We start from the raw sequence: 22,851 nt of genomic DNA, 5'->3' as shown, positions 1-22,851 counted from the left end.
CTTACGGCCAGCAAACCGGACATATGACACCGGGTGCGGCGGCCGGGGTGCTTTTGACGCAACCCTGACGCACCGCACCCGGCGGGGGCTCTCCCCCGGCTCAGGAGGGGTTGTCCCCGTGGGTGAGGGTCTCCCAGGCGACGAAGAGGTTGTTGCTGCCGGCCGGGCGGCTGTTCCTGGTCAGCGTCTCGGTGTTGGTCATGGCGTGGCCGAGCCGGTTGTGCAGGGCGTTGTAGCCGACCTCGGTGACGGGCCCGAGCCCGAGGTGCAGGGAGCCGCCGCACAGCCAGCCGGGCACGGCCGTACCGAGCTGGTACTTGGACTGGAATCCGAGCGCGTGCCGCAGCCGCTCGCCGACGTCGGTGCCGTACAGGTCCTGGCCCTGGATCCGGCTGGTCTCGGCGATGTGCGAGATCGAGGAGATGCCGTAACCGGTGTGCGTGAGGTCGCGGCAGGTCTCCTGGGTGAGTCCGGTGACGAAGGTGGACTGGCCCTGCCAGTACTTGACGATCTTGTCGCGGGTGTCGAGGTTCTGGCTCGGCACGGTCTTCGGCAGCGCGCCGTCGGATTCGAGGTAGACGTAGGCCGCGGTGCGGGTGCGGAACTTCGCCATGGCCTTGTCGTAGGACGCCTTGTCCTCCAGGAAGACGGAGATGCCGACGGCGGCCTCCATCATCGTCAGCTCCCAGTTCCCGTTGGAGTTGGAGCCGTTGATGATCTCGGGGAGGTAGACGTTGCGGAGCATCGTCGCGAACCGCCCGGAGTTCGGCCAGCCGCCGGCGTAGGTGTGCTTGATGATCTCCGCGGCCTTGGACCAGGACGAGCCCGCCCAGCCGGTCTGGAGCGGGGCGTTGCTGTTGGTGTGGTCCGTGATGACGGCGGACCAGGCGTCCATCAGCTGGATGGACTTCTGGGCGTAGCGCGCGTCCCGCGTGATGTACCAGGCGAGGGCGTTGGTGTACGCGGCCATCGCGTCCTGGCGCTCGTCGGTGCAGCCGTGGTCGGGATTGGAGTACGAGCCGCACTCCACCACCGCGCGCGGCTTGGGCGTGCGGTTCTGGTCGGCGTACCTGCTCCCCATCATCTGGTCGTAGGCGCCCTTCCAGGGCTGGGCGCCGACGAGGACCTTGGAGCGGGTGAAGTCCAGCTGGCTCTTGGAGACCGTGACACCGGGGTGCGCGAAAGCGGTGGGGGCGGCGTCGGCGGGCCAGGCGAGAACGCTCGCGACGAGGGCTGCCACCGTCGCGAGGAGGGGGGTACGGCGCATAGCGACTCCGTTCTCATGCATGAACAAGGAGCGCCTCTGTGAACGCAGGCGTTGGCCGCAGACCATAGGTCCAGACCAATAGGCCGTCAAGAGCCCGCGCAACGGAAAGGGCCGCACCCCGAGGGGTACGACCCTTTGCCGCCTGTCTGTCCGGCGTCTAGCGAACCTCGGTGATCTCCGGGCCGCGCTGCAACTGCCCCATGCCGCCGGAGAACCGGGAACCGGCCTCCTCCTGCTGGACCCCCTCGGGGACCATCTGGGCGTCGTTCGGCAGCTTCAGCACGATCGGGTCGCGGGGCGCCATCGGGCCCTCACCGCGGACCACGACCGTGTCCCGGAAGATCTGCTCCAGCAGTCCGGCCGCCTGCGGCTGCACCGCGCCCTGGCCGGAGATGACCCCGCGCAGGAACCAGCGCGGGCCGTCCACACCGACGAACCGCACGACCTGGAAGCCGCCCGTGCCGTCCGGCAGCTGCACCGGGACCTGCGCCCGCAGCTCCCAGCCCAGCGGACCCTCGACCTCGTCGATGATGCCGCCCTGCTGGGTGATGCCGGTGCCGATCTCCTCGCGCACCTCGCCCCAGATGCCCTCGCGCTTGGGAGCGGCGAAGGCCTGCAACTGGACCGCGCTGTCCCGCAGGACGACGGTCGCCGCGACGATCGCGTCGCCCGCGACCTCGACCCTCAGCTCCATGCCCTCGACCCCGGGCACGAAGAGCCCGCCCAGGTCGACCCGGCCCTCGCCGGGCTCGCGCACCTCGGTGCTGTCCCACGGCCCGTCGGGCCGCGGCTCCGGCTCCAGACGCACGCGCTCGCGCGTGCCCTCGTCGTCCGCCTCGGTGTCGACGCCGTCGACGACCTGCTCGGGCTCGCCGGCCGCGTCCTCGGCGGCACCCTTCTTCTTGCGACGTCCGAACACGTCACTGTCCTTCCCGGTCGGATACGACCGAAGCGTATCTAGTCCCACCCGTCGTGCCGCCGTCGGCGGCCTGACCGCTTGTGCCGCGCCCGCCGTCCACGGCGGCGTGCCCACCGGTGGACCCGAAGCCCCCCTCGGCCCGCGCCGAGTCGGGAAGCTCCGCGACCTCCTGGAAGCGGACCCTCTCGACCTGCTGGACGACCAGTTGGGCAATCCGGTCGAAGCGCTCGAACCGCACGGACTCGCGCGGGTCGAGATTCACCACGATCACCTTGATCTCCCCACGGTACCCGGCATCAACCGTCCCTGGGGCATTCACCAGGGCGACACCGCAGCGGGCGGCGAGACCGGACCGTGGATGCACGAAGGCCGCGTACCCCTCAGGGAGCGCCACAGACACCCCGGTCGGCAGCACCGCGCGCTCCCCCGGCTTCAGTTCACAGCCCTCGGTGGTGCGCAGATCCGCCCCCGCGTCGCCGGGGTGCTCGTACGACGGAAGCGGTACGTCCGGGTCGACGCGGCGGATCAGCACGTCCAGGGGGGCACGGCTCACGGGTTCACCTCGAAGGCGCGGGCGCGGCGCACCTGGTCCGGGTCGCTCATCGCGGCCCGGATCTCCTCCGGGCGGCCGTTGTCGATGAAGTGGTCGACCTTGACCTCGATGAACAGCGCCTCGGCGCGGACGGCGAGCGGGCCGTCGGGGCCGCCGACGCGTCCGGTGGCCCGGGAGTAGATCTTCCGCCCGGCCACCGCGGTCACCTCGGCCTCGAGGTGCAGCGTGGTGCCCACCGGCACCGGCCGCCGGAAGTCCGTCTCCAGCCGTCCGGTCACGGCGATGGTGCGCAGCAGCCAGTTCAGCGAACCGAGGGTCTCGTCGAGCGCGGTCGCGAGGATCCCGCCGTGGGCGAGGCCCGGGGCGCCCTGGTGCTCGGGGCGCACGGCGAACTCGGCGGTGAGGGAGACCCCTTCGCCCGCCCGCGCCTGGAGGTGCAGCCCGTGCGGCTGCTCACCGCCACAGCCGAAACACTCGCCGTAGTGCGCGCCGAGCAGCTCACCGGGCGCGGGGGCGTCCGGGTGCCGTACCGGTGTCACGGCGTCGGCCGGGGGCTGAAGGCTTGCGGATGTACCACTCACAGGCGCAGACCTTACCCGCGCGTCGGCGCCTTCCGGACACCGTGCCAAGCTTGGCTCCATGCAGCTCTCCGCCACCCCGTACGAAGAACGCCTCACCGCCCCCCGCTCGTGGTGGCTGATGTCGGTGCTGGTCGGCGTCTCCCTGGCGCTGATCCTGCTGCCGTTCGGCACCCTGCCGATGCTCGGCGGACTGGCCGGCGGCACGGCCGCCGCGGCCGTGGTGGCCAGCTCCTACGGCTCGGTCCGGATCCGGGTGGTGGCCGGTTCGCTGATCGCGGGCGAGGCGAAGATCCCGGTCAAGGCGCTGGGCGAGGCGGAGATCCTGGACGCCGAGGAGGCTCGCGCCTGGCGGACCCACAAGGCCGACACCCGTGCCTTCCTGCTGCTGCGGGCCTACATCCCGACGGCACTGAAGGTGGCGGTCACCGACCCCGAGGACCCGACGCCGTACCTGTACCTGTCGACCCGCGAGCCGGAGGCACTGGCCGAGGCCATCAGGGCGGCGAAGGCGGCCTAGCACACAGGGTCGAAGGGTCCCCGGTGCGGGGACCCGGTGCGCGCCCTCAGCGGGTGGGTCTGCCCCGCCCGAACCGCTTGCGGCCCACTTCCCCGGTGATCTCGCCCATCGTCAGCGGATCGGCGGGCGCCTCCAGCGCCGGGAGGTCCGCGAGCGCGTCCCAGGGCACCTGGTTCTTGCGCAGATCGGCGCGGATCCGGTCGGCCAGCCTTCTGGTGTCCCTGCGGTTCATCAGCGCGCCGACGGCCGCGCCCACCATGAACGGCATCAGGTTCGGCAGATTGCGCACCATGCGCTTCATGATCTGCTGGCGCAGCTGGTGCTTCATATGGCTGTTCAGCGCCAGACCCACCGTCGACGGTCTGGTCACGTCGACGCCGCGCTCCCCCGACCAGGAGTCGAGGTACGCGGTGGAGCGCTGTTTCAGGTTCCCCGGCGGTCGCACGCCGTAGACCTCGTGGAGTTCGGCGATCAGCTTCAGCTCGATCGCGGCGACTCCGGTGATCTCCGCGGCCAGCTCCGCGGGCATCGCGGGCGGAACAGGCAGCATCGCCGCCGCGCCCACGCCCGCGCCGACGGTCGAGGTCGCGGCCATGGCGCCCGTCACGAGCTTGTCGGCGAGCTGCTCGGGGCCGAGCCCCGGGAACTGTCCGCGCAGGGTCGCGAGGTCCCGTACGGGCACACGCGGGGCGTTCTCGATGACGCGGTCGGCCAGGTAGGCCAGCCCCGCCTTGGCGCGGCTGCCGCCCTTGCGGACGCCTTCTCTGGCCTTGTCGCGCATGACCGCGGCGCGGCGCCGGGCCACGGGCGCGGGAGACTGCGCCGGCACCGGCGGATCGCCAGGGCCGGCCGCCGGTTCGAGCGAGGCCGATCCAGTACCGGATGAGCCTCGCTCGTCGTCACGCGCGCCGTAGGGGCCGCCGGGCGGCCCTTGGTCCGCTCCCCGCGCGGGGAAGCGGCGCTTCCAAGGAGAGGTCGAGCCGGTCATGCCCGACCCGCCCTCAGTCGCAGTCGCGGCAGATCGGCTGACCGTTCTTCTCCCGGGCCAGCTGGCTGCGGTGGTGCACCAGGAAGCAGCTCATGCAGGTGAACTCGTCCTGCTGCTTGGGCAGCACCCGGACGGCCAGCTCCTCATTGGAGAGGTCCGCGCCGGGCAGCTCCAGGCCTTCTGCGGCCTCGAACTCGTCGACGTCCACTGCGGAGGTCGACTTGTCGTTCCGCCGGGCCTTGAGCTCTTCAAGGCTGTCCGAGTCGACGTCGTCGTCGGTCTTGCGTGGGGTGTCGTAATCCGTTGCCATGTCGCTCTCCCCCTCTGGGTGTCTGCGGTGTCTCAGCGCACGTAACGCGTGAGAGGCCGGACTTGTGCCCGACCTGAGGCGGAGATTTTGCCTCACATCAAGGTCTGTTACTCAATCGACACCCAACCGGACTCCTCAAGAGTGATCGGCTTGGATGGCGAACGGGACCGTACACGGTCCTAACGCCGCAGTTCAAAGGCGTCTCACCGTGTACTTCCCGTGATCAAGACCCGTGAAAACCCGGATTTTCCCGGCTTTCCGACAGGTCACATGATCACTCACAGTAGATGGCCGGAAATTCGCCCTTGTGATCGATCACACACGGTACAGCTCGGTTCGCGTTCAGAAAATTCCGCGCAAAGCGAACAAGCCCGAATGTCGGCTCGTCGATCTCACACCGGCAACGCCACTCTCATCTCCAGCCCACCACCCTCGCGCGGCTGCGCCGCGATGTGCCCGCCGTGGGCCCTGGCCACGGACCTCGCGATGGACAGACCGAGCCCGACCCCCTTGTCACTGCCGGTCCGCTCGGTACGCAGCCGCCGGAAGGGCTCGAAGAGATTGTCGATCTCGTACGCCGGGACGACCGGCCCGGTGTTCGAGACCACGAGCAGCGCCTGGCCGTGCTGGAGCTCGGTGGTGACCTCGACCCAGCCGCCCTCGGGGATGTTGTACCGCACGGCGTTCTGCACGAGGTTCAGGGCGATCCGCTCCAGCAGTACGCCGTTGCCCTGGACCACCGCCGGATCGCGCTTGCCGCGGATCTCCACGCCCTTGGCCTCCGCCTCGCCGTGCACCTGGTCGACGGCCTGCTCGGCCACCTCCGCGAGGTCGACGGGCTTGCGCTCGACGATCTGGTTGTCGCTGCGGGCGAGCAGCAGCAGTCCCTCGACGAGCTGCTCGCTGCGCTCGTTGGTGGCCAGCAGCGTCTTGCCGAGCTGCTGGAGCTCCATCGGCGCGCCCGGGTCGGACAGGTGCACTTCGAGCAGCGTGCGGTTGATCGCGAGCGGGGTGCGCAGTTCGTGCGAGGCGTTGCCGACGAAGCGCTGCTGGGCGGTGAAGGCCCGCTGGAGGCGCTCCAGCATGTCGTCGAAGGTGTCGGCCAGCTCCTTCAGCTCGTCGTCCGGTCCGTCAAGCTCGATCCGGCGGGAGAGGTCGGAGCCGGCCACCGCGCGGGCGGTGCGGGTGATCCGGCCGAGCGGCGACAGGACGCGTCCGGCCATGGCGTAGCCGAAGGCGAAGGCGATGACCGCGAGGCCGAGCAGGGCCAGCAGGGAGCGGCTGAGCAGGGTGTCCAGGGCGTGCTCGCGCTGTTCGTTCACACACTCGTTGAGCGCGTGGTTCAGCTCGTCCGCGGGCAGCCGGGTGGCGCCGAGGTTGCACATGTCGCTGGAGACCTGGCCGGAGAGGATCTTGAAGGGCAGGTCACTGCCGACGTTCAGCGCGCTCGCGGCGAGCAGATAGATGATCGACAGCAGCAGGATGCCGGCAATCAGGAACATGCCGCCGTAGAGCAGGGTGAGCCGTATGCGGATGGTCGGGCGCAGCCAGGGGAAGGGCTGCACCGGCCTTCTCGGGTCCCAGGTCGGTTTCGGCGGCGCCTGGGGCGGTGCGGGGGTCGATGCCATGACTCAGATCCGGTAGCCGGAGCCGGGAACGGTGACGATGACGGGGGGCTCGCCCAGCTTGCGGCGCAGCGTCATGACGGTGACGCGGACGACATTGGTGAACGGGTCGGTGTTCTCGTCCCAGGCCTTCTCCAGCAGCTGCTCCGCGGAGACGACCGCGCCCTCGGAGCGCATCAGCACCTCCAGCACGGCGAACTCCTTGGGCGCGAGCTGGACCTCCTTGCCGTCGCGGAAGACCTCGCGGCGGTTGGGGTCGAGCTTGATCCCGGCGCGCTCCAGGACGGGCGGCAGGGGGACGCTCGTACGGCGTCCGAGGGCACGCACGCGTGCCGTCAGCTCACTGAAGGCGAACGGCTTGGGGAGATAGTCGTCGGCGCCGATCTCCAGGCCCTCGACGCGGTCGCTGACGTCGCCCGAGGCCGTGAGCATCAGCACGCGGGTGGGCATGCCGAGCTCGACGATCTTGCGGCAGACGTCGTCGCCGTGCACGAGCGGGAGGTCGCGGTCGAGGACGACCACGTCGTAGTCGTTGACGCCGATGCGCTCCAGAGCGGCCGCGCCGTCATACACGACGTCGACGGCCATGGCCTCCCGGCGCAGTCCGGTGGCCACCGCATCGGCGAGCAGCTGCTCGTCCTCGACGACGAGTACGCGCACGTCGCTGTTCCTTCCTCTGTCCACCCGCGTAGCGCCGCTTCGGGGCGCGCGAGCAGGGGTCCGGTGGGGGTGTTGGCCTCCATCCTGCCCTTTTCGGCCATAAGTCGGCGGTAAGACGGGTGAGTGACGGATGAAGGGCGGGTGTGAGGACCGGGAATGCGAGATTTTCTCGCTGGGTTGAGGTTTCCGTGAAACAGAGCGGGGGGAGGACGGCTTTACACCCCGCGATCACGCTCCGCTTGTGCCGCACCACCATGCGGTACAACGCAATCCGCTTTCCGCAGAGCGGCCGACGTGATCGCCCCTTCCGAACGGCACACCCCCGTGCCACCGACCCACGACCCAGGACGAGGGGGCACAGCATGGACGCATTCACCGCAGGGCTTCTCCAGCGCATAAGGGCGACCGAGTCCGACCTGACGCGAGCCCGCGACGAGGGCGACGACTTCCTCGTCGAGGTGGAGCAGGGCGAGCTCGACGACCTGCGCCGCCTCGCCGCGGAGCACGGTGTGGAAGTCGGCGCGTACAGCGTCTGACCAGCACGCGCGCACAGGAGCGGGCCCCCGGCGAATCCAGCGCCGGGGGCCCGCTCTCGTGTGCTGCGGCCCGCTGTCAGTCGTGCCAGGCGCCGAAGTCCTCCAGCAGCCTCTGGAGGGGCTCGAAGACGCCCGGGGTGGCGGCGACCGCCAGATCGCCGTTGGGGCCTTCTCCGGGCCGTCCACCGGTCAGCGCGCCCGCTTCCCGGGCGATCAGGTCACCCGCGGCGAGGTCCCACGGGTGCAGACCCCGCTCGTAGTAGCCGTCCAGGCGTCCCGAGGCCACGTCGCACAGGTCGACCGCGGCCGAGCCGGAGCGCCGGATGTCGCGCAGCAGCGGGATCAGCCGGTGGGCGACCTCGGCCTGGTGCAGCTTGACCGCGGAGACGTAGTTGAAGCCCGTCGAGACCAGCGCCTGCTCCAGGGGCGGCGCCGGGCGGCAGGCCAGCTCGCGCTCGCCGTCCCAGGCCCCCGTGGCCCGGGCGCCACCGCCGCGGACCGCGTAGTACGTCTCCCCGCGCATCGGGGCCGCTACCACTCCGACGACGGTCTCGCCGTCCTGTTCGGCGGCGATGGAGACAGCCCAAGTCGGCAGTCCGTACAGGTAGTTGACCGTGCCGTCGAGCGGGTCGACGATCCAGCGGACGCCGCTGGTGCCCTCGGTGGAGGCGCCCTCCTCGCCGAGGAAGCCGTCGTCGGGGCGCCGGCCGGAGATCAGGTCGGTGATCAGCTTCTCGGCCGCGATGTCCATCTCGGTGACCACGTCGATCGGGCTCGACTTGGTCCTGGCCACCGCGAGGTCGGCCGGGCGGCCGTCCCGCAGCAGGTCGCCCGCGCGGCGCGCGGCCTCCTGGGCGATCCGGAGCAGGTCCGAGTGCAGGGGGTCGGTCACGGGGCTCCTCAGGCGTGGGGGCTGTCCGCGCCCGCGGCGGCGGGCCGGGGGGCGCGGGCCGGGCAGCAGCCGACCGGGCACAGGTGGTGGCTGGCGCCGAGCGTGCCGAGGGCGCACGGGGTGACCGCGCGGCCGCTCTCGACGGCGGCCCGCTCCAGGGCCAGTTCCCGGACGGCGGCGGCGAATCTCGGGTCTGCGCCGACGGTGGCCGAGCGGCGCACCGGCAGCCCCAGCTCCGCGGCCTTCGCCGTGGCCTCGGTGTCGAGGTCGTAGAGAACCTCCATGTGGTCCGAGACGAAGCCGATGGGGGCCATGACGACCGCCGGGACGCCGGCGGCGTGCCGCTCCTCCAGGTGGTCGCAGATGTCGGGCTCCAGCCACGGGATGTGCGGGGCGCCGGAGCGGGACTGGTAGACGAGCCGCCAGGGGTGGTCGACGCCGGTGCGCTCGCGGACCGCCTCGGCGATCAGCCGGGCCACGTCCAGGTGCTGCCTGACGTACGCCCCGCCCTCGCCGTGGCCCTCGACCGGGCCGGAGGTGTCCGCGGCGGAGTCCGGGATGGAGTGGGTCGTGAAGGCGATGTGGGCGCCGCTCCGGACCTCTTCGGGGAGGTCGGCCAGAGACTTCAGCACACCGTCGATCATGGGCTCCACGAAGCCCGGGTGGTTGAAGTAGTGCCGCAGTTTGTCGATCCTCGGCGGCTGAAGGCCCTCCGCCTCCAGCGCGGCGATCGAGTCGGCGAGGTTCTCGCGGTACTGACGGCAGCCCGAGTACGAGGCGTAGGCGCTGGTGGCGAGGACGAGGACGCGGCGGCGGCCGTCGCGGACCAGCTCGCGCAGGGTGTCGGTCAGATAGGGCGCCCAGTTGCGGTTGCCCCAGTACACCGGCAGGTCCAGGCCGTGGTCGGCGAAGTCCTTGCGCAGCGCATCGAGCAGCGCGCGGTTCTGGTCGTTGATGGGGCTGACCCCGCCGAACAGGAAGTAGTGCTGTCCGACTTCCTTCAGGCGTTCCTTGGGGATGCCGCGCCCGCGCGTCACGTTCTCCAGGAATGGAACCACGTCGTCCGGGCCTTCGGGGCCGCCGAAGGAGAGCAGGAGCAGGGCGTCGTAGGGGCTGGCATCGAGCGCGTCTGGCATGCGTCCGATCCTGCCACCCGGCACTGACACCCGGGAAACGGCGGGGTGTCGACCTGGGTTCCCGACCGGCCGATCGGGTGCGTTAGGGTCACCTAACTCGTAAGCTGTATCGGCCACGTACACGCCTTACGCGGCGCCTTCGCGCGCCGCCTTCCCCGCGACCGGAGACCCCGTGCCCAGCCCCTACCGCGCCCTGTTCGCCGCCCCCGGCTCCAAGGGCTTCTCCGCCGCGGGCTTCCTCGGCCGGATGCCCCTGTCGATGATGGGCATCGGCGTGGTGACCATGGTGTCCCAGCTGACCGGCCGGTACGGCCTGGCCGGCGCCCTGTCGGCCACCATCGCGCTGGCCGCCGCGGTGGCCGGACCGCAGGTCTCACGGCTGGTGGACCAGTACGGCCAGCGGCGCGTGCTGCGTCCGGCGACCCTGCTCTCGCTCGTCTCGGCGGCCGGACTGCTGCTCGCCGCGCACTACCGCTGGCCGGACTGGACGCTGTTCGTCTTCAGCGCCGGCATCGGGTGCGTGCCGAGCGTCGGCGCGATGATCCGGGCCCGCTGGGCGGCCCTCTACCGGGACACCCCGCACCTGCACACCGCGTACTCCTTCGAGTCCGTGGTGGACGAGGTCTGCTTCATCTTCGGGCCGATCATCTCCATCGGTCTGTCCACGGCCTGGTTCCCGGAGGCCGGTCCGCTGCTCGCCGCCTGCTTCCTGGCGGCCGGGGTCTTCTGGCTGACCGCCCAGCGGGCCACCGAGCCCGAACCGCACCCGCGCGAGAAGCACGAGGGGCGCGGCACCAGCGCCCTGCGCTCCGCCGGGCTCCAGGTGCTGGTGGCCACCTTCGTGGCGACGGGAGCGATCTTCGGCGCGGTCGACGTGGTCACCGTGGCCTTCGCCGAGGAGCAGGGCCACAAGGGCGCCGCCAGCGTGGTCCTCGCCTTGTACGCGGCCGGTTCCTGTGCAGCGGGCGCCGTCTTCGGGCTGTTGCGCCTCAAGGGGGCGCCCGAACCTCGCTGGCTGCTGGGCATATGCGCGATGGCCGTGAGTATGATCCCCCTCCTACTGGTCGGAAACTTGCCGTTTCTGGCCGTGGCGCTGTTCCTTGCGGGCCTCTGCATCGCTCCCACGATGATCACGACGATGTCCCTCATCGAGCAGCACGTACCACGCGCGCAGCTGACCGAGGGCATGACCTGGATAAGCACCGGGCTCGCGGTCGGGGTCGCGCTCGGCTCCTCCGTGGCCGGCTGGGTGATCGACGCGGCCGGTGCGCGGGCCGGGTACGGGGTTCCGGCGGTCTCCGGAGCCGTCGCGGTCGCGGTCGGTTTCCTCGGGTACCGCCGGCTCAGCAGGCCGGCTCCGGGTCGGGGAGGCACCGTTGAGCAGCACAGCGAGCGGGAAGAACGGCACGTGGCGTAACTGGGGCGGAAACGTCTCCGCCCGCCCCGCGCGGGAGGTCGAACCGGCCTCGGTCGAGGAACTGGCGGCCGCCGTACGGAAGGCCGCCGAGGACGGCCTGAAGGTGAAGGCCGTCGGTACCGGGCACTCCTTCACGTCGATCGCCGCCACCGACGGTGTGTTGATCCGCCCTCAACTGTTGACCGGTATCCGCAATATTGACCGGGACGCCATGACCGTCACGGTCGAGGCCGGTACCCCGCTCAAGAGACTCAACCTGGCCCTGGCCCGCGAGGGTCTGTCGCTGACCAACATGGGCGACATCATGGAGCAGACCGTCTCCGGGGCCACCAGCACCGGCACCCACGGCACCGGCCGCGAGTCCGGCTCGATCGCCGCCCAGATCGTCGGACTTGAACTGGTCACCGCCGACGGCTCGGTGCTCACCTGCTCCGAGAAGGAGAACCCGGAGGTGTTCGCGGCGGCCCGGATCGGCCTGGGTGCGCTCGGCATCGTCACCGCGATCACCTTGGCCGTGGAGCCGGTCTTCCTGCTGACCGCCCGCGAAGAGCCCATGCCCTTCGACCGGGTCACCCGTGAGTTCGACCAACTGTGGGCCGAGAACGAGCACTTCGAGTTCTACTGGTTCCCGCACACCGGCAGCACCAACACCAAGCGCAACAACCGCAGCGCGGGCCCGGAGCACCCCGTCGGACAGCTCAGGGCGTGGTTCGAGGACGAGTTCCTCTCCAACGGCGTCTTCCAGGCCGCCCAGTGGGTCGGCCGCGCGGCGCCCGCCACGATCCCGGCCATCGCGCAGATCTCCAGCAAGGCCCTGTCCGCGCGGACTTACACGGACATCCCCTACAAGGTCTTCACCTCGCCGCGCCGGGTGCGGTTCGTGGAGATGGAATACGCCCTCCCGCGCGGGGCGGTCGTCGAGGCGCTGCGTGAACTGCGCACGATGGTCGACCACTCCGGCCTCAGGGTGAGCTTCCCGGTGGAGGTGCGCACCGCACCCGCCGATGACATCACCCTGTCCACCGCCTCCGGCCGGGACACCGCGTACATCGCCGTCCACATGGCCAAGGGGACCCCGTACCAGCGGTACTTCACCGCCGCCGAGCGCATCTTCACCGCGCACGAGGGCCGGCCGCACTGGGGCAAGGTGCATACGCGGGACGCGGAGTACTTCGCCGAGGTCTACCCGCGCTTCGGCGAGTTCACCGCGCTGCGGGACCGGCTGGATCCGGAACGGCTGTTCCAGAACGACTACTTGAGGCGGGTTCTGGGCTCGTAGCCGGGTCCACGACAGTTGGTTCCGATTCTGATGTTTAGGTGAAGTACGCCACTTTCAAGATCCCCGGATCCCTTGCCGCAGAAGGCCAACTCCCGTCCCTTGCGCCAATTCGGGCGGCGTGCCAATCCACGCACGTGGCCCAAATGGAGTACTGTTGCGAGCCCTGGGTCCGGTCTCCCGCCAGGGCGTCCGCGACCTTCAAGGACCGCCGGGAGGGGGCTAGTTGCACAGGGTGACGGAGTTGGTCACTTAGCGTTGCGAATAGGTAACCGTGCCATAACGGCGATCCAGGGCCCGTGCCCGACACGCCGGGCAACTCGGCAAGGTTGTGGCAGGCTGCACCCGGGCAGGCCACACTCGACTAGCGGAAGCAGCGACGCACGTGACGTCGGCAGGCACCACCCGGGAGGTCCCCATGCCCGAACTGCGTGTCGTGGCCGTCTCCAATGACGGCACACGGCTGGTGCTGAAGGCTGCGGACAGCACGGAGTACACGCTTCCGATTGACGAACGGCTCCGCGCCGCCGTGCGCGGCGACCGTCCCCGCCTCGGCCAGATCGAGATCGAGGTGGAGAGCCATCTCCGCCCCCGCGACATCCAGGCGCGTATACGCGCGGGTGCCACGGCCGAGGAAGTCGCGCAGATGGCGGGCATCCCCGTCGACCGCGTCCGTCGCTTCGAGGGCCCCGTGCTGGCCGAGCGCGCCTTCATGGCCGAGCGGGCCCGCAAGACCCCGGTCCGCAGGCCCGGTGAGAACGCCGCGGGACCCCAGCTCGGCGAGGCCGTCCAGGAGCGACTGCTGCTGCGCGGCGCCGAGAAGGACACCGTGCAGTGGGACTCCTGGCGCCGCGACGACGGCACCTGGGAAGTCCTGCTGGTCTACCGGGTCGCGGGCGAACCGCACTCGGCGAGCTGGACGTACGACCCGCCCCGGCGGCTCGTCCAGGCCGTCGACGAGGAGGCGCGCTCGCTGATCGGCGAGTCCGAGGACCTCGCCGCGCCGGAGCCCAGCTTTCCGTTCGTCCCGCGGATCGCGCGGCTGCCGCGCGACCGTCCGCTGGACCGCGCGCTCGACCGTGCCCACGACCGGGAGCGGCCGAGCCTGCCCGCGCCGACGCCCGAGCCGGTCGAGGAGGCGGTGAGTGAACGGGACTCGCTGACCAGCCTGTTGGAAGCGGTCCCGAGCTTCCGCGGCGATCTCGTCGTGCCCGAGCGCCCGTCGGAGACGCCCGCGCCGGAGGAGCCCCCGGCCGCTGAGCCCGCGGCGGAGGAACCGCCCGCCCCCGCGGCGTCGGCCGGTTCCGCCTACGCGGACGTCCTGATGCCGCGTTCGGTGGGCAGCCACCGCGACCGCCTCATCGGCTCGACCGACCGCCAGGCCGAGGCCGACGGCGTCCGCCCGGGCCGCCGGGCCGCGGTCCCGAGCTGGGACGAGATCGTCTTCGGCACGCGCCGCAAGAAGCAGGAGTAGTCGACCGTAGGACACTTGGGGCCCGCGCCGGTTGGCGCGGGCCCCGTTCTGTGCGTGCGTCGGAGCAGGCCCTCTGCTCCGCGCCTACTGCGGGTCCGGCCCGACCGCCACCGGCCGCGTGGGGTCGGCGGACCACTCCGACCAGGAACCCACGTAGAGCGCGGCCGGGATGCCGGCGACGGCGAGGGCCAGCACCTCGTGGGCGCCGGAGACGCCCGAACCGCAGTACACGCCGACCGCCGTGCCGTCCGTGGCGCCCAGGGTCTTGAAGCGCGCGTGCAGTTCCTCGGCGGGCAGGAAGCGGCCGTCGGCGGCGACGTTCTCGTTGGTCGGCGCGGAGACGGCGCCCGGGATGTGTCCGCCGACCCGGTCGATCGGCTCCACCTCACCGCGGTACCGCTCCCCCGCGCGGGCGTCCAGCAGCAGCCCGGAGCGGGCCAGGGCGGCGGCGCCGTCCGCGTCGAGCCGTCCGGCCGCGCCAGGCTTCGGCTGGAAATCGCCCTCGGCCGGGGTCGGCGCGGTGGTCTCCAGGGGGCCGTCCCAGGTCGGCAACCCGCCGTCGAGGACCCGCACGTCCGGGTGACCCGTCCAGCGCAGCAGCCACCACGCGCGGGCCGCCGCCCACCCCTGTCCCCCGTCGTACACGACCACCGGCCGTCCGGCCGAGACCCCCGCGCGGCGCATCGCGGCGCCGAACTCCGTGAGGTCCGGCAGCGGGTGGCGGCCGGCCGTCCCGGGGGCCGAGGCGAGCTCTTCGTCCAGGTCGACGAAGGCCGCGCCGGGGATGTGCCCGGCCGCGTACTCGGCCCGGCCGTCGAACGGCGGCTCGCCCGCCGCTCGAGCCACGCTCAACTGCCAGCGGACGTCCAGGAGCACCGGCGGACGCTGTCCTGCCAGGTCGCCGGCCAGTTCGGTTGCGGAGATGATGGCGTTCATGGCCACCATCCTCGCGTACGGGGTGGCCGCGAAGTCCAGCTCCGGCTACTCTGCTCGGCCGGACAGCCCCGATCACGAGGCGTACGGGATCGGGCACATGCTGTACAGCCGATCGACACCCGTGGGCAATCGCACGGAAACGGACGAGAGACGGCACTCCGGGCATCCTCCGGAGACAGCGCGCGGTACGGCGCGCCCGAGACGCGTGGCACCACGGGTGGTGCGAGCATCGGCACGGGGTCCGGAGAGCGGAATCGACGCGGCCACCACGAGCGGCCGAGGAGAGAGTGACGATGACCGAGGCACGGGGGTCGGCCGGCCTGAACGGCGAAGCGCACACCCGGCACGCGCCCGGCTCGCCCTGCTGGGTGAGCCTGATGGTGCACGGGCCTGCCGCGACCCAGGAGTTCTACGGCGAGCTGTTCGGCTGGGAGTTCCAGCCTGGACCGCAGCAGCTCGGCCCGTACGTACGCGCGCTGCTCGACGGGCAGGAGGTGGCCGGAATCGGCCAGCTGCCGCCGGACCGGCATCTGCCCATCGCCTGGACGCCCTACTTCGCCTCGACCGACGTGGACCAGACGGCCGAGACGGTACGGCTGTGCGGCGGCACGGTGGGAGTGGGCCCCCTGGACGCGGGCGAGGCCGGGCGCCTCGCCATCTGCTCCGACCCCACCGGCGCGGTCTTCGGGGTCTGGCAGGCGGCGGCCCACCTCGGCATCGCCCTCACCGGCGTCCCCGGCACGCCCGTCTGGAACGAGCTCCTGACCTTCGAGACGGCGAGCGTCACCAAGTTCTACGAGACGGTCTTCGGCCACGAGCAGCAGGCGGTCGCCTCGGCGGACTTCGACTACGTCACCCTGCACCTCGGCGGCCGCACCATCGCCGCGATCCTGGGCCTCGGCCAGTCCCTGCCCCGCGACCGGGGCCCGCACTGGATGACCTTCTTCGAGGTGGCCGACACCGACGAGTCGACCGCCCGTGCCGTGTCCCTGGGCGGCCACGTCCTCAAAGCCCCGCACGACAGCGCCCTCGGCCGCATGGCCACCCTCACCGACCCGGAGGGCGCCCGCTTCTCCCTGCTCCAGAGCAGCCCCTGACCTCCACACCGTCAGGCCGACGGCACCGGGAGCACGTCCGGGGACAGGGCCGCGGCTCTCGCCGTGGCCGCTGTCATGCGCTTGCTGTGATGGCGGCGGCAGAGGACCTCGTAGCCGATGGCTTCGGACTGGTTGACGTCGCCGACGACCACCTGGGCGCCCTCGACCACCATCGCGCCGCCTATGGTGCGGGCGTTGTGGGTGGCGCGGGCGCCGCACCAGCACAGGGCCTCGACCTGGAGGACCTCGACTCGGTCGGCCAGCTCCACCAGGCGCTGGGAGCCGGGGAAGAGCTTGGAGCGGAAGTCCGTGGTGATGCCGAAGGCGTAGACGTCGAGGCCCAGGTCGTCGACCACGCGGGCGAGTTGGTCGATCTGCTCCGGGGCGAGGAACTGGGCCTCGTCCGCGATCACGTAGTCCGCGCGGCCCCCTTGGGAGAGGTGGTCGACCAGGTACGCGTACAGGTCCTGCCCGTCCTCGACCTCCACCGCGTCCGTCACCAGGCCCAGCCGGGAGGACAGCTTGCCCTCGCCCGCCCGGTCGTCCCGGGTGAAGATCATGCCGACCAGACCGCGCGCCGAGCGGTTGTGCTCGATCTGGAGAGCCAGCGTCGACTTCCCGCAGTCCATGGTTCCGGAGAAGAACACCAGCTCGGGCATGGGAGGTTGAGCACCTTTCGGTGGAGGGGGCGGACGGCGATCAGGAGCGTACTTCGAGCAGCGGGACCAGTTGCTCCGCCGGGGTCATCGAGCCGTGGTTGCCGACCATCACCGACTCCTTCGGCTCCCGCTCGGACGCGATGATCAGCACATCGTCCCGAGCGGCCGCGACCACGTCGCCGATCCGGGCGTACACCCGCTCGTCGATGTGCGGGCCGAACCAGCCCGCCGCGATCGCCTCCTCGCGCGAGGCCACCCAGAACTGCTCGCCGAGCACCTCGCGCCAGCAGGTCAGGACGTCGTTCTCGGCGCCCGGGACCGCGTAGACATGGCGCGCCCGGCCCTCGCCGCCCAGCAGGGCGACCCCGGCCCGCAGCTCCCAGTCCTCGTCGAAGTCGATGCGGTGCTGCTCGTCGAAGGGGACGTCGACCATGCCGTGGTCGGCGGTGACGTAGAGCGCGGTGCGCGGCGGGAGTTGCTCGGCGAGGCGCTGGACCAGCCGGTCGACGTACATCAGCTGGCCCCGCCAGGTGTCGGAGTCGACGCCGAAGCGATGCCCGGCGCCGTCCACCTCGGCGTAGTACGTGTAGACCAAGGAGCGGTCCCCGGCGGCCAGTTGCGCGGCCGCCAGATCCATCCGCTCCTCCCCGCTCAGCCGCCCGTGGAAGGTGCCGCCGCTGAGCGCCACCTTGGTCAGCGGGGTGTTCTGGAAGGCCGGCGAGGACACCTGCGCGGCGTGCACGCCCGCGTCATGGGCGCGCTGGAAGACGGTGGGGTACGGCTGCCAGGGCCCCGGCGCGGTCCACGGCTGCCAGCGCAGCTGGTTCATCAGCTCGCCGGTGTCCGGATTGCGCACGGTGTACCCGGGCAGTCCGTGCGCCCCGGGCGGCAGTCCGGTGCCGACGGAGGCGAGGGAGGTCGCGGTGGTCGCCGGGTAGCCGGTGGTGAGCGGCCGTCCGGTGCCGCCCCGCGAGCTGGCCAGCAGCGACGTCATGAAGGGCGCGTCCTCGGGATGCGCCTTGAGCTGCTCCCAGCCGAGACCGTCGATCAGGAACACGCAGTTCCGGTCGGCCGGGGTCAGCTCGCTGATCGCGGCGGACATGCCGGGCACGTCCATACCGGCGGCCAGGGTCGGCAGCAGGTCGGCGAGCGAGCCGGCGCCGTACTCGGGCAGGGGGGCGGAGTCGAGGGGAAGCGGCTGCGGGTCGTGCTCCCAGGCGGGCTGTGCCATCAGCGGCTGACGTCCGCGGTCGCCTCGGAGAGCGACTGTGCGAAGGCGAGCGCCTGGCGCACCGTCTCCGGTCCGTCGCCGGCCTCGCTGACCCGCAGGCTGAGGTCGTCGGCCGTGGAGTTGCCGGTGTAGCCGTGGTCCGCCTCGCAGTTGGGGTCGCCGCAGGCGGCGGGCTCCAGGTCGATGCGGGAGACGGCGCCCCAGCCGATGGTCAGCACGACCTCGCGGGGCAGGGTGCCCGGTGTGTACGACTCCGGGTTGGCGACCACCCGGCTGACCACGACCGACGAGATCCGGCCGATCTTGACCGACTCGGTGGACGTCGTGGCGTACGGGGTGGGCGAGGTGGTGTCCGCCGCCTGCTCGTCGGTGTGGCTGACGATGAAGCGGTTGTCGGTGAGGACCAGGACCGTGACGTGCCTGCGCACCTCGTTCTGGTCGAAGGTGGTCTCCTGGTGGACCAGGTACGACCGGATGGGCTCGCCGCCCACGGCGGCCTCCACCGCCTCGGCCACGAGGGCCGGGTAGTAGCCGCTGCGCTCGATCGCCGCTCGCAGCCCCTGGGTCGTCGTACTGGTCTTGGCCATGACCCCCATCCTACGGGGGCCCACTGACTGCGAGGGACCGCTCGCGCCGGTCAGTAGGCGGGCAGCGTGCGCGGCCCGAGGTCGTCGCGAGCGGGCGGCGGGGCCAGCCGTACGGTGGCGCCGAGCACGCTCAGGCCGTGCGGGGCGACGACCACCGGTTCCAGGGTCACCGCGACGACCTCCGGGTGGTCGTGGACCAGGCGCGACACCCTCAGGAGCAGCTCCTCCAGCGCGGGGGTGTCGGCCGGGGTGGAGCCGCGCCAGCCGAAGAGCAGCGGCGCGGTCCGGATCGAGCGCACCAGGGTGGACGCCTCGCGGTCGGTCACCGGGATCAGCCGGTGGGCCATGTCGCCGAGGAGCTGTGAGGCGGCTCCGGCGAGCCCGAACGACAGGACGGCGCCGGCCGCCGGGTCGATCACGGCCCGTACGACCGTGTCCACCCCGCGCGGGGCCATGGCCTGGACGACCGGCCGCAGTTCCTCCGGCCTGCCGAACAGCTCGACCAATTCGGCGTAGGCCCGGCGCAGTTGCTCCTCGTCCGCGAGATCCAGCCGGACGCCGCCCAGGTCGGCGCGGTGGCGCAGGTGCGGTGCGGTGGCCTTGAGGGCGACGGGGTAGCCGACCGCGCGGGCCGCTTCGGCGGCGGCGTCGGGGGTGGGCGCGGGGACGGCGCGCCGTACCTGGACGCCGTACGTCCCGAGCAGGTCGGAGGTCTCCTCGGGGCCGAGGGTGAGGCCCTGCCCGCGCGTGAGGAGGCCGTCGATCAGGGCGGCGGCGGCCCGCTCGTCGATGCCGTCGTACTCGGGGACCCGGCCGGGCTCGGCGGCCTCCCGGCGCCACTGGGCGTACTTCACGGCTTCGGCGAGGGCCCGGACGGCGCGTTCGGCCGCGGGGTAGGCGGGGATGAGGCGCCCGCGCGGGGAGGGCGGCTGGTCCCGCGGCGCGTCCGCGGGGGCGGGCGCGGGGGGCGCGACCGGCCCCGGTTCGGCCGGGGCCCGGGGTGCCGTGCTGGCGGCGGCGGACAGCGCCTCCGCCAGCCCGCCCAGCTCCACGTGCACCACCAGCACCGGTTTCCCGGGCACCTCCTCCGCGGCCGATCGCAGCGCCTCGGCCAGCACCGCGTCGCCCGGCGAGGTCTCACCGATCGCCGGGATCGCCGTGACGACCACGGCGTCGCAGGTGTCGTCGGCCAGGGCGCGTGACAGGGCCCGGCGGAAGTCCTCCGCCGACGCCCCGGTCGTCAGGTCCAGCGGCGGCAGTGGCCGCAGGTCCTCGGCGAGGCAGGCGTCGTAGGTCAGCAGGCCCAGCGACTCGGAGTTGCCGAGGATCGCCACGCGCGGACCGGACGGCAGCGGCTGGCGGGCGAGGAGCAGCCCCGCGTCGACCAGCTCGGTGATGGTGTCGACCCGGATCACCCCGGCCTGCCGCAGCAGCGCCGACACCGTGGCCTGCGGCAGCCGTGTCGCCCGTACGGCGTGGCCCTGCGGGGCAGCTCCCCCGTGCCGCGCGCCCTGCACCACGACCAGCGGCTTGGCGGCGGCCGTCCGCCGGGCGAGCCGGGTGAACTTGCGGGGGTTGCCGATGGACTCCAGGTACATGAGGGCGACATCGGTGTCCGGGTCGTCGTACCAGTACTGCAGGACGTCGTTGCCGGAGACGTCGGCCCGGTTGCCGGAGGAGACGAAGGTGGACACGCCGGTGACACCGGTGACCCCGCCGCCGCGCCGGTGCAGCCGGGACAGCAGCGCGATGCCGATGGCGCCGGACTGGGCGAACAGCCCTATCCGGCCGGGCCGTGGCATCTCGGGCGCCAGCGAGGCGTTCAGCCGGACGTCCGCCGAGGTGTTGATGACACCGAAGGCGTTCGGCCCGATGATCCGCATGCCGTACGTACGCGCGTGCCGGACGAGTTCGCGCTGGCGCTCCCGGCCCTCGGGCCCGCTCTCGGCGTACCCGGCGGAGACCACGACCAGCCCCTGGACGCCGTGTTCGCCGCACTCGGTGACGACCTGGGGGACCTGTTCGGCCGGTACGGCGACCACGGCGAGGTCGACATGGCCGTCGATGTCCCGCACCGAGCGGTGCGCGGGCACGCCCGCCAGCTCCTTCAGCTCCTCGGGGAACGCCTGGTTCACCGCGTACAGGGGGCCGCGGTAGCCGCCCGCGCGGATGTTGTCCAGGACGCCCCGGCCGACGCCGCCGGGGGTCCGGCCGGCGCCGATGACGGCCACCGAGCCGGGCACCAGCAGGCGTTGCACGGACCGGGCCTCGGCGCGCTGCTCGCGCGCGTACTGCACGGCGAGCGAGCGGTCGGTGGGCTCCAGGCCGAACTCCAGGCGGACGACGCCGTCCTCGAAGCTGCGCTTCTGGGTGTACCCGGCGTCCGTGAACACCTTGATCATCTTGGTGTTGGCGGGCAGCACCTCGGCGGCGAACCGGCGGATCCCGCGCTCCCGCGCGACGGCGCCGATGTGTTCGAGGAGGGCGGAGGCGACACCGCGGCCTTGATGGGCGTCCTGGACGAGGAAGGCGACCTCGGCCTCGTCGGCGGGGGCGGAGGCGGGCATTCCGTCGGGGCCGATGCGGTCGTAGCGTACGGTGGCGATGAACTCGCCGCCGATGGTGGCCGCGAGTCCCACCCGGTCCACGAAGTCGTGGTGCGTGAAGCGGTGGACGTCCTTTGCGGACAGTCGCGGGTAGGGCGCGAAGAAGCGGTAGTACTTCGACTCGTCCGAGACCTGCTCGTAGAAGCTGACCAGGCGCTCGGCGTCGTCAACGGTGATGGGTCGGATGCGCGCGGTGCCGCCGTCGCGCAGCACCACGTCGGCTTCCCAGTGGGCGGGGTACTCGTGCCGGTCCGAGGCGCTCTGCATGGGGCCCAGATTACGGCTCGCGTCCGACAACGGCGCGGGGCAGTCTGTGGAGGACGGGTGCCGGATCGAGGCCGCGGTCCGGCGACCACACGGAACGGGACGAAGGTCTGTTCCGGGCACGCTTCACGTTGTGGAACACTGGTCTAGACAACCTGAGCACCTGAAGGGCAGCATCACATGGCTGAGCGCCGCGTCAACGTCGGCTGGGCCGAGGGCCTCCACGCCCGCCCCGCTTCCATCTTCGTCCGAGCCGCCACGGCCGCAGGCGTCCCGGTGACGATCGCCAAGGCTGACGGCAACCCCGTCAACGCGGCCTCCATGCTGGCCGTTCTGGGCCTGGGTGCCCAGGGCGGCGAGGAGATCGTGCTCGCCTCCGACGCCGAGGGCGCGGACGCCGCCCTGGACCGGCTGGCCAAGCTGGTCGCCGAGGGCCTCGAGGAACTCCCCGAGACCGTCTGAGCCAGTGCGCACGCGGCACTCGCCGCTTCCCGAGGGGCTCGTCCGAATTATCGGGCGGGCCCTTCGCCTTTCCCGCCGGGCGATCGCCATTTCCGAATTCGGGCAGCAGAAATAATCCCCCGCGAATTACTGCCTCTTTGTATACGGCGCGCGTGTTAATACGGCTGACCCGACATGTTTACGGGATGTTGCGAATTCCTCACACGCTCCGGTCCCGCGGACAGCTTCAGCCGGTGCGCGCCGTTCGCGCGCTCGGTGTGCATGGCCGTGATCGCCCGCGCGCGCTCGCTGTCGCCGCGCGCCACCGCGTCCACGATCGCGCCGTGCTCCGCCCACGCCTCCACGGGGCTGGCGGGCGCCTCCACCGCGTACATCCAGGCGATCTTGTGCCGCAGCTGGGTCAGCATCGAGGTCAGCGCGGGGCTGCCGGAGGCCTGGGCGAGCGTCTCGTGGAACCAGCTGCCCAGCGAGCGCAGATCCTCGCTGTTGCCCCTCCTGGCCCGCTCCTGACCGAGCCTCACCAGGCCGCGCAGCACCTTCAGATGCGCCTCGGTGCGCCGCTGGGCGGCGCGGGCGGCGCCCAGCGGCTCCAGCAGGCCGCGCATTTCCAGCAGGTCGGCGGCCTCCTGCTCGGTCGGTTCCGCGACACACGCGCCCGCGTGCCGCCGGGTCACCACGAAGCCCTCCGCCTCCAGTGTGCGCAGGGCCTCCCGGACGGGGACGCGCGAGACACCGTAGCGGCGGGCGAGCAGTTCCTCGGTGAGCCGGCCGCCGCGCTCGTGGACTCCGGCGACGATGTCGTCCCGGATCGCCGTGCATACCGACTGCGCCGGAACACGCATGACCGACCTCCGCTTT

General features: G+C 71.8%; 23 protein-coding genes. 7 read left to right on the top strand and 16 right to left on the bottom strand.

Annotation, left to right across the window (positions count from 1 at the left end; all coding sequences use genetic code 11):
• Positions 1-100: 100 nt before the first annotated feature.
• The 4 genes from STRCI_RS30230 to STRCI_RS30215 form a co-directional block, all read right to left on the bottom strand.
• Positions 101-1,267, bottom strand: a complete 1,167-nt coding sequence (locus STRCI_RS30230) for an alginate lyase family protein (protein WP_269662105.1) — start codon at positions 1,265-1,267, stop codon at positions 101-103.
• A 157-nt stretch (positions 1,268-1,424) separates the two neighbouring features.
• A complete protein-coding gene (locus STRCI_RS30225) occupies positions 1,425-2,186 on the bottom strand; it encodes a DUF3710 domain-containing protein (protein WP_269662104.1) in 762 nt (253 codons plus the stop codon).
• Between the two features lies 1 nt (position 2,187).
• Positions 2,188-2,739 (bottom strand): dUTP diphosphatase, encoded by a 552-nt coding sequence (gene dut, locus STRCI_RS30220; RefSeq protein WP_269662103.1) that lies wholly within the window; start codon positions 2,737-2,739, stop codon positions 2,188-2,190.
• A complete protein-coding gene (locus tag STRCI_RS30215) occupies positions 2,736-3,320 on the bottom strand; it encodes a PaaI family thioesterase (protein WP_269662102.1) in 585 nt (194 codons plus the stop codon). The genes dut and STRCI_RS30215 overlap by 4 nt, the downstream gene beginning before the upstream one ends.
• A gap of 58 nt (positions 3,321-3,378) precedes the next feature.
• On the opposite strand from STRCI_RS30215, the gene STRCI_RS30210 reads away from it, so the two are divergent.
• On the top strand, positions 3,379-3,837 hold the full coding sequence (locus STRCI_RS30210) for a DUF3093 domain-containing protein (RefSeq protein ID WP_269662101.1): 459 nt from the start codon (positions 3,379-3,381) through the stop codon (positions 3,835-3,837).
• A 46-nt stretch (positions 3,838-3,883) separates the two neighbouring features.
• Here the strand turns inward: STRCI_RS30210 and STRCI_RS30205 are convergent, their stop codons facing one another.
• The 4 genes from STRCI_RS30205 to STRCI_RS30190 form a co-directional block, all read right to left on the bottom strand.
• Positions 3,884-4,825, bottom strand: a complete 942-nt coding sequence (locus STRCI_RS30205) for a hypothetical protein (RefSeq protein ID WP_269662100.1) — start codon at positions 4,823-4,825, stop codon at positions 3,884-3,886.
• Between the two features lie 13 nt (positions 4,826-4,838).
• The gene (locus STRCI_RS30200; RefSeq protein ID WP_005481602.1) at positions 4,839-5,135 is read right to left on the bottom strand and encodes a DUF4193 domain-containing protein; all 297 of its coding nucleotides are present in this window, start codon (positions 5,133-5,135) and stop codon (positions 4,839-4,841) included.
• A 392-nt stretch (positions 5,136-5,527) separates the two neighbouring features.
• On the bottom strand, positions 5,528-6,763 hold the full coding sequence (locus tag STRCI_RS30195; RefSeq protein ID WP_269662099.1) for a sensor histidine kinase: 1,236 nt from the start codon (positions 6,761-6,763) through the stop codon (positions 5,528-5,530).
• A gap of 3 nt (positions 6,764-6,766) precedes the next feature.
• Positions 6,767-7,420 (bottom strand): response regulator transcription factor, encoded by a 654-nt coding sequence (locus STRCI_RS30190; RefSeq protein WP_007385219.1) that lies wholly within the window; start codon positions 7,418-7,420, stop codon positions 6,767-6,769.
• 362 nt (positions 7,421-7,782) lie between these two features.
• Here STRCI_RS30190 and STRCI_RS30185 point away from each other — a divergent pair, with 362 nt between their 5' ends.
• On the top strand, positions 7,783-7,956 hold the full coding sequence (locus STRCI_RS30185; protein ID WP_015657365.1) for a hypothetical protein: 174 nt from the start codon (positions 7,783-7,785) through the stop codon (positions 7,954-7,956).
• Positions 7,957-8,032: 76 nt separating this feature from the next.
• Here STRCI_RS30185 and STRCI_RS30180 read toward each other — a convergent pair whose 3' ends face one another.
• Complete coding sequence (locus tag STRCI_RS30180; protein WP_269662098.1) at positions 8,033-8,848, bottom strand: inositol monophosphatase family protein; 816 nt, start codon at positions 8,846-8,848, stop codon at positions 8,033-8,035.
• An 8-nt stretch (positions 8,849-8,856) separates the two neighbouring features.
• Positions 8,857-9,984: a ferrochelatase gene (locus tag STRCI_RS30175; protein WP_269662097.1), complete on the bottom strand. Its 1,128-nt coding sequence runs from the start codon at positions 9,982-9,984 to the stop codon at positions 8,857-8,859.
• Between the two features lie 172 nt (positions 9,985-10,156).
• Here STRCI_RS30175 and STRCI_RS30170 point away from each other — a divergent pair, with 172 nt between their 5' ends.
• The 3 genes from STRCI_RS30170 to sepH all read left to right on the top strand — a co-directional run bounded on the left by STRCI_RS30170 (position 10,157) and on the right by sepH (position 14,151).
• Positions 10,157-11,401 (top strand): MFS transporter, encoded by a 1,245-nt coding sequence (locus STRCI_RS30170; RefSeq protein WP_269662096.1) that lies wholly within the window; start codon positions 10,157-10,159, stop codon positions 11,399-11,401.
• On the top strand, positions 11,361-12,680 hold the full coding sequence (locus STRCI_RS30165; RefSeq protein ID WP_269662095.1) for a D-arabinono-1,4-lactone oxidase: 1,320 nt from the start codon (positions 11,361-11,363) through the stop codon (positions 12,678-12,680). Before STRCI_RS30170 ends, STRCI_RS30165 begins: the two co-directional genes overlap by 41 nt.
• Positions 12,681-13,095: 415 nt before the next feature.
• On the top strand, positions 13,096-14,151 hold the full coding sequence (sepH, locus tag STRCI_RS30160) for a septation protein SepH (RefSeq protein WP_269662094.1): 1,056 nt from the start codon (positions 13,096-13,098) through the stop codon (positions 14,149-14,151).
• 84 nt (positions 14,152-14,235) lie between these two features.
• On the opposite strand, the gene STRCI_RS30155 is transcribed toward sepH, so the two are convergent.
• On the bottom strand, positions 14,236-15,087 hold the full coding sequence (locus tag STRCI_RS30155) for a sulfurtransferase (RefSeq protein ID WP_269662093.1): 852 nt from the start codon (positions 15,085-15,087) through the stop codon (positions 14,236-14,238).
• A gap of 293 nt (positions 15,088-15,380) precedes the next feature.
• On the opposite strand from STRCI_RS30155, the gene STRCI_RS30150 reads away from it, so the two are divergent.
• Entirely contained in the window at positions 15,381-16,184 is an 804-nt protein-coding gene (locus STRCI_RS30150) for a VOC family protein (RefSeq protein WP_269662092.1), read from the top strand.
• Positions 16,185-16,195: 11 nt separating this feature from the next.
• On the opposite strand, the gene STRCI_RS30145 is transcribed toward STRCI_RS30150, so the two are convergent.
• From STRCI_RS30145 to STRCI_RS30130, 4 genes are read right to left on the bottom strand one after another with little or no spacing between them, the layout of a single operon-like run.
• Entirely contained in the window at positions 16,196-16,843 is a 648-nt protein-coding gene (locus tag STRCI_RS30145; protein WP_269662091.1) for a thymidine kinase, read from the bottom strand.
• Positions 16,844-16,883: 40 nt separating this feature from the next.
• Positions 16,884-18,074 (bottom strand): alkaline phosphatase family protein, encoded by a 1,191-nt coding sequence (locus tag STRCI_RS30140; protein WP_269662090.1) that lies wholly within the window; start codon positions 18,072-18,074, stop codon positions 16,884-16,886.
• On the bottom strand, positions 18,074-18,661 hold the full coding sequence (locus STRCI_RS30135; protein WP_269662089.1) for a DUF5998 family protein: 588 nt from the start codon (positions 18,659-18,661) through the stop codon (positions 18,074-18,076). Before STRCI_RS30135 ends, STRCI_RS30140 begins: the two co-directional genes overlap by 1 nt.
• Before the next feature lie 50 nt (positions 18,662-18,711).
• On the bottom strand, positions 18,712-21,534 hold the full coding sequence (locus STRCI_RS30130) for a bifunctional acetate--CoA ligase family protein/GNAT family N-acetyltransferase (protein WP_269662088.1): 2,823 nt from the start codon (positions 21,532-21,534) through the stop codon (positions 18,712-18,714).
• A 177-nt stretch (positions 21,535-21,711) separates the two neighbouring features.
• On the opposite strand from STRCI_RS30130, the gene STRCI_RS30125 reads away from it, so the two are divergent.
• Positions 21,712-21,993 carry an HPr family phosphocarrier protein gene (locus STRCI_RS30125; RefSeq protein WP_030021209.1) on the top strand — a complete coding sequence of 94 codons (282 nt, stop codon included), beginning with the start codon at positions 21,712-21,714 and terminating at the stop codon, positions 21,991-21,993.
• A gap of 155 nt (positions 21,994-22,148) precedes the next feature.
• Here STRCI_RS30125 and STRCI_RS30120 read toward each other — a convergent pair whose 3' ends face one another.
• Positions 22,149-22,835: a GntR family transcriptional regulator gene (locus tag STRCI_RS30120; protein ID WP_269662087.1), complete on the bottom strand. Its 687-nt coding sequence runs from the start codon at positions 22,833-22,835 to the stop codon at positions 22,149-22,151.
• Between the last annotated feature and the right edge of the window lie 16 nt (positions 22,836-22,851).

The sequence above is a fragment of the Streptomyces cinnabarinus genome, assembly GCF_027270315.1.
Lineage (GTDB): Bacteria > Actinomycetota > Actinomycetes > Streptomycetales > Streptomycetaceae > Streptomyces > Streptomyces cinnabarinus.
The sequence above is the reverse complement of the archived record's forward strand: the minus strand, read 5'-3'. Positions and strand labels throughout refer to the sequence as shown.